We start from the raw sequence: 12755 nt of genomic DNA on the forward strand, positions 1-12755 counted from the left end.
AAGATCGTAGGTATCCGCCACTGTCCGCTCCTTGCAGCTCTATTCGTCGACGGCGCGCGGCCGCCCCTGTTCATCGATCGCGACGAAGGTGAACGTCGCATGCGTCACTTTGTGGACTTCGAGCCCATCGCGCGAGCGTCGCCAGGCGGTGATGTCGATCTTCATCGATGTCCGCCCGATCGACACCAGATCGGCATAGACCGACACGACGTCACCGACCTTGACCGGGCGATGAAAGGTCATCCCGTCGATCGCGATCGTGGCCGTACGCCCCCGGCTGCGCTGGGACGCGATCGTCCCGGCGGCAAGGTCCATCATGCTGACGAGCCAGCCGCCGAAGATGTCGCCATTGGCATTGGTATCCGCCGGCATGGCGACGACCCGGATGGCCGGATCGCCCGTCGGCGGTTGCTCCACCGCCTCGTCCATCAGGCGAGCAGGCCCAGCGGGTTCTCGACCAGCCGCTTGAACGCCTGCATCAGCTGAGCGCCGACCGCGCCGTCGATCGCCCGGTGATCGAAGCTGCCCGTCGCCGACATCACCGTCGCCGTCGTCAACTCGTTACCGACGACATAGGGCCGCTTCTCGCCTGCGCCGACGGCCATGATCATCGCCTGGGGCGGGTTGATCACGGCGGTGAACTGCTTGATCCCGAACATGCCCATGTTCGAGATAGAGGCGGTCCCGCCCTGATATTCGACGGGCTGCAGCTTGCCGTCCTTGGCACGCTGCGCGAGGTCCTTCGCCTCGCTGGCGATGGTGGCGATCGACTTGGTGTCCGCGCCCTTGATGATGGGCGTGATGAGGCCACCCGGAATGGCGACCGCGACCGAAATGTCGGACCGCTGGTAGCGGATCAGCGTGTCGCCCGCGAAGGAGACGTTGCAGTCCGGCACCTCGGCCAGCGCCACGGCGAGCGCCTTGATCAACAGATCGTTGACCGACAGCTTCACGCCACGCGCCTCGAGCGCCTTGTTGAGCTCGCCGCGCAGCTTCAGCAGCGGATCGAGCATGATGTCGACCGTGAGGAAGATGTGCGGGCTCTGCTGCATCGACTCGGTGAGCCGGCGCGCGATCGTCTTGCGCATGTTGGAGAGCTTGACGACCTCGTGCGGGATTTCGTCCGCCGCCACTACCGGTGCAGGCGCCGGTTTGGGCGTCTCCGCCGGGGCGCTGGCCGCCGCAGGAGCCGAGGCAGTCGGCGCAGGCGCGCTCTTGCCGCCGGAAACAGTCTCGAGATCGGCCTTGATCACGCGGCCGCCAGGGCCCGAACCCTCGACCTGGGCAAGATCGATGCCTTGCGCGGCCGCGAGGCGGCGGGCCAGCGGACTGGCCTTGACGCGCTCACCGCCGCTGTCCTTGGCGGCAGCAGGCGCAGAAGCCGCAGGCTTTTCCTCTGCAGCCGGCTTTACTGCCTCGGCGGCGGGTGCGGCAGGTGCCGGCGCAGCCTCCTTCTTCGCAGGCGCCGGGGAGGCCGCCGAGGCGTCCTCACCCTCTTCCGCGATCAGGGCGATCACCGTGCCGACCTTGACGCCCTCGGCGCCTTCCTCGACCAGCAGCTTGGCGATCACACCCTCGTCGACCGCCTCATATTCCATCGTGGCCTTGTCGGTCTCGATCTCCGCGAGCAGATCGCCGGGGCCGACCTTGTCGCCCTCCTTGACGAGCCATTTGGCGAGAGTACCCTCTTCCATCGTCGGAGAGAGGGCAGGCATCTTCAACTCTATCGGCATAAACTGTCCCCTGGGGAAGGAATTGGGGTCGATGCGGTCCACACTCATTCCCCCTCCTCGGTGGCAGGTCAAGGCCGGGAATGGTCGCTGGACGGTAAATTCATAGACCCTTTCACCTATCTGGTGAAAAATCATGGGAGAGGCGAAGGGTGCGTACCTATCTGGTGGTAATCGACGAAAATGACGCCTCGCGGGTCGCATTGCGCTTCGCTGCGCGTCGCGCCACGAAGACGGGCGGCGCCGTCGAAATCCTGGCGCTCGTGCCGCAGCAGGAGTTCGTCCAGTGGGGCGCGGTCCAGGCGACGATGGAGGAGGAAGCCCGGCTGCGCGCGGAGGCGATGGTCGCCCAGGCGGCGAGTGCGCTGATCGAGGATACCGGCGTGATGCCGTCGATCACCGTCCGACAGGGCGACCCGGTTGCGGTCGTCCGGGAGATATTGGCCGAACAGCCGCACGTCGCCGCGCTCGTGCTGGGCGCCGCTGCCGCCGGCAATCCCGGCAAGCTGGTGTCGCATTTCGCGGGCGCCGATGCAGGGCAGTTCCCTTGCCCCGTCATGATCATCCCCGGATCGCTGAGCGACGATGCGCTCGACCGGGTCAGCTGAGCCGGTTCAGCCCGCGATGCGCGGACCGAGCACCGCCATAAGCTCGGCGCATCCCTTGACGTCCTGCTCGTCGAACCGCCCCTTCACCGGGCTATCGAGATCGAGCACGCCGATCAGCCGACCTTCATGGACGATCGGCATCACCAGTTCCGACGCCGAGGCCGAATCACAGGCGATATGCCCCGGAAAGGCGTGGACGTCGGCAACACACTGCGCTTCGTGGGTGGCGGCGGCAGTGCCGCAGACGCCTTTTCCGAACGGGATGCGGATGCAGGCCGTCTTGCCCTGGAAGGGGCCGAGCACCAGCCCGTCGTCGACCGCCCGGTAGAAGCCCGCCCAGTTGAGGTCGGGCAGATATTCCCAGATCAGAGCGGCGGCATTGGCCATGTTGGCGATCGCGTCGGGCTCGTCCGCCGTCAGTGCCGCGAGCGCCGCCGAGAGATCGTCGTAGAGAACGGCCTTGTCGCCATGTTTGTCGATATCGAACTTGTACATGGCTCCCGATCTGGCGGCACTTGGCTTGCGCTTCAAGCGCCGAACGATATCCTCGCCAAAATTCCGGGGGAGCGGAGCCGATGGCCTTGTCCTATTATCGACTGACCGCCCTGCTCGCACCAGCCTTCGCCCTGCACGTCGCCGAGGAATATGTCACCGGCTTCCCGGCCTATGCGGGCGAGATTAGCGGCCACGCCATGGATCTGCCGCTGTTCCTCGGCAGCAACCTGGCCTTTCTCGTGATCCTCGTCCTGCTCCAGCGCCGGGCGGTCAGCCTGCGAACCGACAGGGCCAATGCCTGGCTGATCGGCTGGAGCGCCGCTCACCAGTTCTGGAACTTCGTTTTCCACGCGGTGCTGATGCTGATGTTCGCGCGCTATTCGCCCGGCATGCTGTCGGGCGCGCTGGTCTATCTGCCCTTGTCGCTGCTGCTGTGGCGCGCGGCGCTCAAGGAAGACGTCGTGAGGCCCCCCGCCATGACGGTAGCGATTCTGTCCGGCGGCCTGTTCATGGGCGCTGTGGCCGCCTTCGGCATCTTCCACCTCGCCGGTTTCTGACGAGCCCGCTCAGTCGATCTTCGGCCGCCCCCGAGCCGCCTTTACCCCCGACCGCTTGGTCTTCCCGTCCAGCCGCCGCAGCTTCGACGCATAGGTCGCCTTGGTCGGCTTGCGCTTCTTGGGGACGAAGGTCGCGTCGCGGATCAGGTCGATCAGGCGCTGCAGCGCCGCCTCGCGATTGCGCGGCTGATCGCGATATTCCTGCGCCTGGATGACGATGACGCCCTCCTGCGTCAACCGCGACCCCGCCAGCCGCTCCAGCCGCTCAGCCACCGCTGCGGGAAGCGACGGCGAATGACGAACGTCGAAGCGCAGTTCGACCGCGCTCGACACCTTGTTGACATTCTGCCCGCCGGGGCCACTTGCCCGCACGAAGCGCTCCTCGACCTCCTCCTCGTCGATCGAAATATGCTGCGTGACCGGTATGCGCGGCACGGGTCAGGCGCCGGTGCCGAAGCCCAGCGCGCGGAAGCGGTCGGGCATGGCGGCGTCGGCCTCGATCGCCGGCTTGCCCTCGCGCGGCAGGACGAGGCGCGCGGCGTGGAGCATCGTCCGCCCGTCCTTGCCGCCACGGCCATAGACCGGATCGCCCAGGATCGGCACGCCGACGCCGGTCGCCGCATGAACGCGAATCTGGTGCGTGCGGCCCGTCGTGGGGCGAAATTCGATCAGCGCCTTGCCGCCGACGCTCTCGAGGACCCGCCAGGCGGTGGTCGCCGGCTTGCCCCTGGGATCGCCGACCATGCGCCAGCCCTGTTCGCGGCTCGACTGTTTGGCGAGCGGCAGGTCGACTACGCCTTCCGCCGCCTCGGGCATGCCGTCGAGGATCGCGAGATAGACTTTTTCCACCCGCCCATCCTCGAAGCTCTGCGAGTAGCGCCGATGCGCCTTCGGATTGCGCGCGAGCAGCAGGCAACCCGAGGTATCGCGGTCGAGGCGATGAACCGCGCTCGGCCAGCGCTTGAAACCGAAGGTGAGCGACTGGAGATGGTTCTCCAGGCTCAGACTTCCGTCACGCGGGGGATCGACGGGCAGGCCCGCGGGCTTGTCGATGACAATGGCCTCGCCATCGATGAAAAGAATATGTTCGTCCAGCACCCCGCCCCCATGCACTGCCGGAGCGCGGCTGCAAAGTGGTTCCTTGCCTTTTCCCCGCTTCGCCGCTATGCGCCCCCATCCCGCTCTGGTCATCCCTGGAGGCAGTGCGGGCTTTTTTTTAACACTAAGCGAACTGGAGACATGTCATGAGCGAAGTGCTCGACCTGTCGGCCGAGGTGCGCGAGCGGGCAGGCAAGGGAGCCTCCCGCGCGATCCGCCGCGAAGGCCGCGTCCCCGCCGTTGTATACGGCAACAAGCAGGAACCGACCTCGATTCACATCGAGGAGAAGATCCTAATGAAGATGCTTCACACCGGGCACTTCTTCAACAGCGTCGTCATGCTCGACGTTGGTGGCGAAAAGATCCGGACCCTGCCGAAGGACGTTCAGTTCCATCCGGTGACCGACCGCCCCCTGCATGCGGACTTCCTCCGCATCGGTGAGCACAGCACGGTGACCGTCGACGTTCCCGTTCGCTTCATCGACGAGGACCTGTCGCCCGGCCTGAAGCGTGGCGGCGTTCTCAACATCGTCGTTCACGACCTCGGCCTGACCGTCGACGCCGCGATGATCCCCGACGAGATCGTGGTCTCGCTCAAGGGTCTCGAGGTTGGCGACAACGTCCACCTGTCGCAGATCAAGCTCCCCAAGGGCGCGACTGCGGTCGACCAGGACGACATCACCATCGCGACGATCGTCGCCCCCTCCGCTCTGAAGAGCGAAGAGGGTGAGGCCGCTGCCGAAGGCGAAGAGTCCGCCAAGGGCTGATCGCCTTTCGTCGCACGAGACAGAGGCTCTGCCGGTCCAGGTCCGGCAGGGCCTTTTTCTTTGCCCTTCGCACATCAGACTGTAGGAAGCCGCGATGCAGATCTGGGTAGGATTGGGAAATCCCGGCGCGCAATATGCGATGCACCGGCACAATATCGGCTTCATGGCGGTCGACGCGATCGCCGAGATCCATAGTTTCGATCCGTGGAAGAAGCAATTCCAGGGCTGGAGTTCGACCGGGCGGATCGGCAGCGAGCGCATCCTGCTGCTCAAGCCCGCCACCTTCATGAACGAAAGCGGCCGCGCCGTGGGCGAGGCGATGCGCTTCTTCAAATGCGAGGTCGGCGACGTCACGCTGTTCCACGACGAACTCGATCTCGCGCCCTTCCGGGTCAAGGTGAAAACCGGCGGCGGCACCGCCGGTCATAACGGCCTGCGCTCGACCGAGGCGCATATCGGCAACGCCTTCCGCCGGGTGCGCCTGGGCATCGGCCATCCCGGCCACAAGGACCGCGTCACCGGTCACGTCCTGGGCAATTTCGCGAAGGCGGAGATCGATCCGCTGTCCGACATGCTCGGAGCCGTCGCCGCCGAAGCCCCCTGGCTCGCTGCAGGCGACGATGCCCGCTTCATGAGCGAGGTCGCCCTCCGTCTCGCCGACTGATCCGCAGCCCAAGGGGTGACGTAACGTCAGGCCGGGATTAGGGTGATTCCCGGTGGGTGTGGCGTTACGGGGGAAGTGGCGTGGGGAAGATCATCATGGGCACGGCCGTTCTGGCCGGGCTTCTGGCTTGCGGCCCGGTGACGGCAGCGAGCCCTTCATTTTTGACGCGGGCGGAAAGCATCGACACCGCCGCCGATCCGGGCGGCGCGGTGATCGCGTGGCAGAATGTGCTCGCGACTACGCCAGCCGGCGCCCGCGCGCGGGCCCGTGCGCTGCTGGGCCTTGGCGAAGCGCTGGTAACCGCCTCGCGAAGCGACGAGGCTATCCCCATCCTCGAGCAGGTGGAGCGTGCCAGCGACGCGAGGCCCGAACAGCGCGCAAGGGCGATGACATTGCTCGGCTCGGCCCTCGCCGACGCCAACCGGCTCGACGATGCGAAGGCGAAACTGGCCGGGGCCATCGGCGCATGGCGCGGCATGTCTCCGCAGGGCGGCGGACAAGAGGCGATCGCTCTGAACATCCTGGCGACGGTCCACTTCGCGGCGGGCGACCTCGCCGAAGCCGAGCGGGTCGGCGTCCAGTCTATCGAACTCTACCGCCGGTCGGGCGCGCCCGAGGATGCCGAACTGGTCGGCTTCATCGGCAACATGTCGACGATCACGCTGCAGGCGCGCAAGCTGGAGGCGAGCGAGGCCTATGCCCGCGAGGCGATGACACTGGCGGGCCGGATCCTGCCCGAGGACCATCCGACCGCGATCGTCGCGCTCACCAATTGGGTCGCCGTATTGGCGGCGCAGAACCGGCGCGAGGAGTCGGTCGACATATTGAAGCGCATCGCCGCGCTGCGCGAGAAGCGGTTCGGCCCGGACTATCCCCCGCTGGCCATCACCTACAACAACCTCGCCCGCAATCTGCTGTTTCTCGGCCGGGCGGCGGAGGGCGAGCCCTATGCACGCCGCGCGGTCGCCATAGGCGAAAAGACGCGAGATCCCGCCGACCAGGTGCTGGCGGCTTTCCGCGACAATCTCGCCGACCAGCTCGTCGATCTCGGCCGGGAAGCGGAATCGGTCGAGATCCGGCGCGGGGCCATCGCGGGACTGGGCAATGGCAACCAGCAGCGGGCGATGCGGCTGCGCAGCTCGCTCGGCAAGACGCTGCTCAAGATGGGCGACGACGAGGGCGCCCGGCAGCAGTTCGACCTGGTCGATCAATGGCAGGCCCGGACCCTACCCGACACCCATCCCGATCGGATCGAGATCCGCAGCTATGGCGTGCTGCTCGCTGCGAAGCTCGGAAAACCTGACGCGAAAGCGCGGCTGACCGCCCTGTCAGCCGATGTCGAACGCGAACTGTTCGCCAACGCAGATCCCGATCGCCGCGCCAGTTCGGTCGCCGACCTGCTTGCGCGCCTGCTCGACGCGAGCTGGCTTACCGGAGACCGCGCAACAGGCTTTCGCATCGCGCAGTTAATGGCCTTGGACGAGGCCGGACGCGCCATCTACGCGGTTTCGACCCGCACCGCAGCGCGTGTTCCCGAGGCGGCCGTGCTGGTCCGCAGGCGGCAGGATCTGCTGGCCGAACGCGACCGGTCGACCCAGGCTGCGCTGCGCGCCTACGGCAAGGGCGACGCCGATTATCGCGAGGCGACCGCCGCGGTGGCCAAGGTCGATGCGGCACTGGTCGAAACCGAGACCGCTCTGCGAAGCCTGAGCCCTGCCGATACCGCGCTGACCCGATTCCAATCGCTGGACGAGAAGTCGGTTGCCGCCCGCCTCGACGGGAAGGAGGCCCTGCTGATGCCGGTGCCGCTCGGCAAGGACATCCTGACCTTCGTGGTCCGCCGCGACCGCGCCGACTGGGCGCGATCCGAGGCATCGACGGTGCTGGCGGACATATCCGCGATGCGCTCTTCGCTGAACGTCGACCTGTCGGCACGCGGCGCGCTCGCCGACCAGGCCGCCGCCCGGCCCGCCTTCGACCGGGCGCTCGCCTATCGCATCTACCGGGCGATCATAGCCGAGCGGCTGGAGAAGGCGCTGGCCGGCAGCCAGAGCTGGATCGTGGCCCCGGGCGGCCCGCTCGCCGCCCTGCCCTTCGCTGCGCTCGTGACGCGCTCGCCCGAAGGCAAGGACGGCGAAGCCGCCACGCTGCGCAGGACAGCATGGTTGATCCGTCGTGCCGCGCTCACACAGATACCGGCGGTGTCGGGCCTAGGCACCGAAACGCTCTCGACGAAGCCGGGCGAGCGCTTCGTCGGTATCGGAGCGCCCCTGCTCGACGGCAAGGCCGCCCCCGGCGAGGTTCGCAGCTTCTATCGCGGCGGTGTCATAAACCGCGACGCGATCGCAGCTCTGGCGCCGCTGCCGCAGGCCGAACGCGAGTTGAACCGGATGCGCGATGCGCTGCGCCTGCAACCCGCACTGCTGGTCGGCGCGGCGGCGACCGAAGCTGCCGTCAAGCGGCAGGACCTGCGCAATGTCCGCGTCCTCGCCTTCGCGACCCATGGCCTGGTCGCCGGGGCAGTCGATCGCAACTCCGAGCCCGGTCTGGTGCTCACTCCGCCGGACCGGCCCGACGCCACCGACGATGGCCTGCTCACCGCGTCGGAGATCGCGGCGCTCGACATCGATGCGGACTGGGTGGTGCTGTCCGCCTGCAATACCGCAGCCGGATCGAGCACCTCCGCACCGGCTCTGTCCGGCCTGGCGCGCGCCTTCCTCTACGCAGGGGGCCGATCGCTGCTGGTCAGCCACTGGGCCGTCCGCGACGATGTCGCGGCTAGGCTGACGGTCGAGACGGCGCAGCAGGCAAGGCACGGAAGGAGCCGCGCCGAGGCGCTGCGCCGCGCAATGCTCGACCTGATCGATGATCGATCGCAGGCCGACGGCGCTGATCCGTCGCTGTGGGCGCCATTCATCCTCGTTGCGACACGGTAGAAGGGACGGCGCGGCGCGGCGCGGCGCGGCGATTGACACAGGCACGTGCAAAGCCGAATGCCGCAAGCGCCTTTTGGGGAAGGACGATCAGAGTGCTTAGCGTAGTCATGGCCTGGCTTGCAGCCGGGCAAGGCAGCCTGATGGCCGCAGATGCCGCCGAAGAGCCGCAGCGAAGCGAACAGACGATCGTCGTCAGCGGCTATCGCGAAAGCCTGGCGACTGCAGCTGCGGCTAAACGGGCTGCGGTCGGCATAACCGAAGTGATCGACGCCGAAGGCATAGCCGACTTTCCCGACCTCAATCTGGCAGAAGCATTGCAACGCGTTCCGGGCGTTGCCATCGACCGCGATGGCGGCGAGGGGCGGCAGATCACCGTGCGCGGCCTATCCCCGGATTTCACCAGGGTTCGGATCAACGGGATCGAGGCGCTCGCCACCACCGGCGGAAAAGATCAGGCAAGCGGGCAAGGCGGGGCGAACCGGTCGCGGGGTTTCGACTTCCAGCTGTTCGCAGCCGAACTTTTCGATCGGGCAACGGTCCGAAAGACGCTGTCGGCCGAAACCGAAGAAGGCGCGCTGGGCGCCGTGGTCGACCTGCAGACCGCCCTGCCCTTCGATCATGAGGGGCTATTCGGGTCGATGAGCGCCGAGGTCGGCTATAACGATCTCTCCAAGCGCCACGATCCACGCTTCAGCGCGGTGATCGGCAACAGCTGGGCGGACGGCAAGCTGGGAGCCCTGCTATCCGTTGCCTATGGCTCGCGGCGGATCAGGGAGGAAGGCTCCAGCAGCGGACGGTGGGAAAATCCCAGCGTCGCCGGCGCCTCGGCCGGATGCTTCCAGTCGCCGGGCCCTTGCAACAGCCCGGCGGGCGTCTACAGCGACGTCAACTCGGCATGGCACGCGCGCTTCCCGCGTTATGGCCGGCTCGATTATGACTGGAAACGCCTCGGCGTCACCGGCTCCGTCCAGCTCCGCCCAACGGAAACGTCGTTGATCACGCTGAGCGGGCTGTTCTCGCGCGTGTCCGGAACGCGCCTCGAAAACTATCTCGAGGTCGCTTCGCTCAATCGGGGCGGCAACCAGTCGAACCGACAGACCGACGTTCGCGATTATGTGATCAATGCCAAGAATCAGCTGATCAAAGCCACCTTCGACGATGTCGACATCCGTTCGGAGGCGCGGTTCGACGTCCTGCGTTCTACCTTTCGTCAGTTCGGCGTGCGCCTCGAGCAGGAAATCGGCGATGGACTGAGCGTCGATGTCAACATCGGCCAGGCTCGCTCCGTCCAGAGCAATCCGGTGCAGACCACCGTGTCGCTCGATCACTACGACAGCGACGGCTATTCCTACGATTTCTCGCAGAGCCAGAAGCGCCCGACGTTCCTTTATGGCTTCGATGTCACCGACGCGGCCAACTGGACGTTCAGCAGCAGCGCGGCTCAGGGAGATGCGTCGCTGATCCGGCTTCGTCCGAACCGGACGACCAACAGGATCAGCACCGCTCGGCTGGACACGCGGTACGAACTGAGCTCAGATATTCAGCTGAAGAGCGGCCTTCTCGCGAAGCGCTACGACTTCGCGACCAGCGAGGAACGGCGCTTCATCATCAATGGGCAGACCGATGCGGCAGTGCCGCTGCCTGCAGGAATCGGCGTTACCGACATCAGCCGGCTGGTCGGTGGCTTCGGCAAAGGGTTCGGCGTTCCGTCGGGCACGCCCACCAGCTGGCTTGCGCCCGATGTCCGACTGATTTCACGCCTGCTCGATCTCGATTGCGACTGCGTCAACCAATATGGCGACTTCCGGGTCGACTCCGCCAACCAGCTCGGCGCCAATCGCGACGTGCGGGAAACGGCGCTCGCCGGCTATCTGCAGCTCGATTTCGACACATCGGTGGCGGGCATGCGCGTGCGCGGGGATGTCGGCTTGCGCTATGCGCGGACCCGTCTGCGATCTGGCGGCTTCGCAAGCACCCGCTTCGTCCGCGTGCGAAACCGCTATGACGATGTCCTGCCGACGGCCAATGTGACGATCGAACCGGGCGAGGACGTGCTGGTCAGGATTGCGCTTGCCAAACAGATGGCACGTCCTCAGCTCGCCGCGCTGACGCCCGGGGGCTCGATCAGCAATACGGGCCGGTCGCTGACCATCGGCAATCCACGCCTCAATCCCATCCGCGCCCGGGCGGCCGATCTCAATGTGGAATGGTATCCGAACCGGGACACGCAACTGGCCATCGGCGTCTTTTACAAGAAGCTCTCCTCCTACATCCAGAATTCCAGCATCGCCGTGCCCTTCAGCGCTACGGGCTTGCCGGCCGAACTGCTCAGCAACGGCAACGACGCGAGCACCATCTTCCTCGTGTCGCAGTTCACGAACACGGGCGGCGGCGAGCTGAAAGGGTTCGAGCTGAGCGCGCAGCACGCCATGCGCTATCTGCCCGCACCCTTCGATGGGTTCGGGATCCAGGCCAATTTTACCCGCGCCAGCTCGAACGTCGACTATATCCTCGATGCAGGCGCAAACCCGCCCGTGACACTCAGCCTCCCGCTGGCGGGCATGTCTCGCAATTCCTGGAACGCCACGGCCTATTATGAAAAGGGCCGCTTCTCGGCGCGGATATCGGGCGCCTATCGGAGCCGCTATGTCGGCGGCGTGCCGGCCGGCAATGGCAATGACGCCCGCGGGAAATTGCACAGTTTCACCCTCGATTCCCAGCTGACTGTGCAAATCACCGAGAAGCTGCTGGCAACGCTACAGGCGCTGAACCTGACCGACATGACGGATAATCGCTGGATCAGCCTCGAGCGGCTGGAAATCGAGGAATCGTCGCATACCGGCCGGCAGTATTTCGTCGGATTGCGCTACACGCTTTAGAATGGGTCGAGTCGCAACTCCCACGCGCCGCGCAGTGCTTGCCGGTCTGGCCGCGACATCGGTCGTGGGCTGCTCCGGCGGGGCGCGGCGGCTTCGTATCATCAGCGGCAGCGGCGCCGGATCGGCTTCGAGCCACCTGCTCGCGATCTTCGCGCGCCACCTCCACCGCTATGGGATCGATGCCTCGGTCGAGGCGGTACCCCGCTCGGGTGGAAAGCTGGCGGCCCGCCATCTGTTCGAGGCACCGGCCGACGGTACGGTGATGGCCATGCTTCCGACCGGCCTGCTCTACGCAGATCTGTTGCGCGAAGAAGGCCTGACGACCGATCTCGCCGCCTTCCAGTGGATAGGCAATTTCTCCAGCGACCGCAGGGTGTTGATGGGCCGACCCGGCGGTACGGTCCGCCAGTTTCAGGATCTGGCCGGGCGCAAACGCCCGATGCTTCTGGCCACAGTCAGCGCCGTGTCGCCCGGCTATTATGAGGCGGCCATCGTCCGCTATCTGACCGGAGCCAATATCCGAAGCGTGCCCGGCTACACCGGCGGGGCGCGGAATTTTGCGCTGATCTCCGGCGAAATGGACGGTGTGATCGCCTCGATCGACGGATTGACCAAGCTGCTGGCCATGCCCGGTGCGACCGTCCTGTTGCGCCTTAACGGGCTTCCCATTCCGCCCGGGACCGCCGGAGCACCCGAGCGCGCGCCGCTACTCCGCGACGTCTCCCGCGGTGTGGACGCACCCGCTCTCCTCGATCTGGTGGAAGGGCATGCGAAGCTTGGCCGTATCGTTGCGATGGCGCCGGCTACGCCACCCGCCATCGTCGAACGGTGGCGCACGCTGTTCGATCTGGTGATCGGGGACCATGGATTTCGCCGCGAAGCCGCGACTGCCGGTTTCGTCATAGGCGGGCTGAACGGAGCAGCCGTAGCGAACATGCTCGACGAACTGCTCCACCGCCGGCGATCGGCGCTGGTACCCGCCCTCCGCCGCGCCATCGCGGCGCAACCGCCGATCTTCTGA

Annotated in this window: 12 protein-coding genes; 7 read left to right on the plus strand and 5 right to left on the minus strand. The window is 66.4% G+C overall.

Features of this window, described 5'->3' with window-relative positions; translation table 11 throughout:
• Positions 1 to 39: 39 nt before the first annotated feature.
• Positions 40 to 372: an acyl-CoA thioesterase gene (locus ACNI3R_RS19320; RefSeq protein ID WP_426186684.1), complete on the minus strand. Its 333-nt coding sequence runs from the start codon at positions 370 to 372 to the stop codon at positions 40 to 42.
• A gap of 56 nt (positions 373 to 428) precedes the next feature.
• Positions 429 to 1733 carry a pyruvate dehydrogenase complex dihydrolipoamide acetyltransferase gene (locus ACNI3R_RS19325; protein WP_426186687.1) on the minus strand — a complete coding sequence of 435 codons (1305 nt, stop codon included), beginning with the start codon at positions 1731 to 1733 and terminating at the stop codon, positions 429 to 431.
• Positions 1734 to 1882: 149 nt separating this feature from the next.
• Between ACNI3R_RS19325 and ACNI3R_RS19330 the strand changes: the two genes are divergently transcribed.
• Positions 1883 to 2338, plus strand: a complete 456-nt coding sequence (locus ACNI3R_RS19330) for a universal stress protein (RefSeq protein ID WP_426186496.1) — start codon at positions 1883 to 1885, stop codon at positions 2336 to 2338.
• Positions 2339 to 2344: 6 nt separating this feature from the next.
• Here the strand turns inward: ACNI3R_RS19330 and ACNI3R_RS19335 are convergent, their stop codons facing one another.
• Entirely contained in the window at positions 2345 to 2833 is a 489-nt protein-coding gene (locus ACNI3R_RS19335; RefSeq protein WP_426186499.1) for a GAF domain-containing protein, read from the minus strand.
• Positions 2834 to 2913: 80 nt separating this feature from the next.
• Between ACNI3R_RS19335 and ACNI3R_RS19340 the strand changes: the two genes are divergently transcribed.
• Complete coding sequence (locus ACNI3R_RS19340; protein ID WP_426186502.1) at positions 2914 to 3390, plus strand: HXXEE domain-containing protein; 477 nt, start codon at positions 2914 to 2916, stop codon at positions 3388 to 3390.
• Between the two features lie 9 nt (positions 3391 to 3399).
• Here the strand turns inward: ACNI3R_RS19340 and arfB are convergent, their stop codons facing one another.
• Together arfB and ACNI3R_RS19350 are read right to left on the minus strand one after the other, a co-directional pair.
• On the minus strand, positions 3400 to 3825 hold the full coding sequence (arfB, locus tag ACNI3R_RS19345; RefSeq protein WP_426186505.1) for an alternative ribosome rescue aminoacyl-tRNA hydrolase ArfB: 426 nt from the start codon (positions 3823 to 3825) through the stop codon (positions 3400 to 3402).
• A 3-nt stretch (positions 3826 to 3828) separates the two neighbouring features.
• On the minus strand, positions 3829 to 4488 hold the full coding sequence (locus tag ACNI3R_RS19350) for an RluA family pseudouridine synthase (protein ID WP_426186508.1): 660 nt from the start codon (positions 4486 to 4488) through the stop codon (positions 3829 to 3831).
• Positions 4489 to 4634: 146 nt separating this feature from the next.
• Here ACNI3R_RS19350 and ACNI3R_RS19355 point away from each other — a divergent pair, with 146 nt between their 5' ends.
• From ACNI3R_RS19355 to ACNI3R_RS19375, 5 genes are all read left to right on the plus strand, one after another.
• Positions 4635 to 5255, plus strand: coding sequence for a 50S ribosomal protein L25/general stress protein Ctc (locus ACNI3R_RS19355; protein WP_426186511.1), 621 nt, complete (start codon positions 4635 to 4637; stop codon positions 5253 to 5255).
• 94 nt (positions 5256 to 5349) lie between these two features.
• Complete coding sequence (gene pth, locus ACNI3R_RS19360) at positions 5350 to 5919, plus strand: aminoacyl-tRNA hydrolase (RefSeq protein ID WP_426186514.1); 570 nt, start codon at positions 5350 to 5352, stop codon at positions 5917 to 5919.
• Between the two features lie 80 nt (positions 5920 to 5999).
• Positions 6000 to 8855, plus strand: a complete 2856-nt coding sequence (locus ACNI3R_RS19365; RefSeq protein WP_426186517.1) for a CHAT domain-containing tetratricopeptide repeat protein — start codon at positions 6000 to 6002, stop codon at positions 8853 to 8855.
• 92 nt (positions 8856 to 8947) lie between these two features.
• Positions 8948 to 11734, plus strand: a complete 2787-nt coding sequence (locus ACNI3R_RS19370) for a TonB-dependent receptor (protein ID WP_426186520.1) — start codon at positions 8948 to 8950, stop codon at positions 11732 to 11734.
• 1 nt (position 11735) lies between these two features.
• Positions 11736 to 12755 (plus strand): hypothetical protein, encoded by a 1020-nt coding sequence (locus tag ACNI3R_RS19375; RefSeq protein ID WP_426186523.1) that lies wholly within the window; start codon positions 11736 to 11738, stop codon positions 12753 to 12755.

Source organism: Rhizorhabdus antheiae (genome assembly GCF_049889055.1).
Classification (GTDB): Bacteria; Pseudomonadota; Alphaproteobacteria; order Sphingomonadales; family Sphingomonadaceae; genus Rhizorhabdus.

What these genes read in the sequence shown, in the direction of transcription:
- ACNI3R_RS19320 (WP_426186684.1), bottom strand. Translation starts at nt 372, where the DNA reads ATGCCGGCGGATACCAATGCCAATGGCGACATCTTCGGCGGCTGGCTC.
- ACNI3R_RS19325 (WP_426186687.1), bottom strand. Translation starts at nt 1,733, where the DNA reads ATGCCGATAGAGTTGAAGATGCCTGCCCTCTCTCCGACGATGGAAGAG.
- ACNI3R_RS19335 (WP_426186499.1), bottom strand. Translation starts at nt 2,833, where the DNA reads ATGTACAAGTTCGATATCGACAAACATGGCGACAAGGCCGTTCTCTAC.
- ACNI3R_RS19340 (WP_426186502.1), top strand. Translation starts at nt 2,914, where the DNA reads ATGGCCTTGTCCTATTATCGACTGACCGCCCTGCTCGCACCAGCCTTC.
- ACNI3R_RS19355 (WP_426186511.1), top strand. Translation starts at nt 4,635, where the DNA reads ATGAGCGAAGTGCTCGACCTGTCGGCCGAGGTGCGCGAGCGGGCAGGC.
- pth (WP_426186514.1), top strand. Translation starts at nt 5,350, where the DNA reads ATGCAGATCTGGGTAGGATTGGGAAATCCCGGCGCGCAATATGCGATG.
- ACNI3R_RS19375 (WP_426186523.1), top strand. Translation starts at nt 11,736, where the DNA reads ATGGGTCGAGTCGCAACTCCCACGCGCCGCGCAGTGCTTGCCGGTCTG.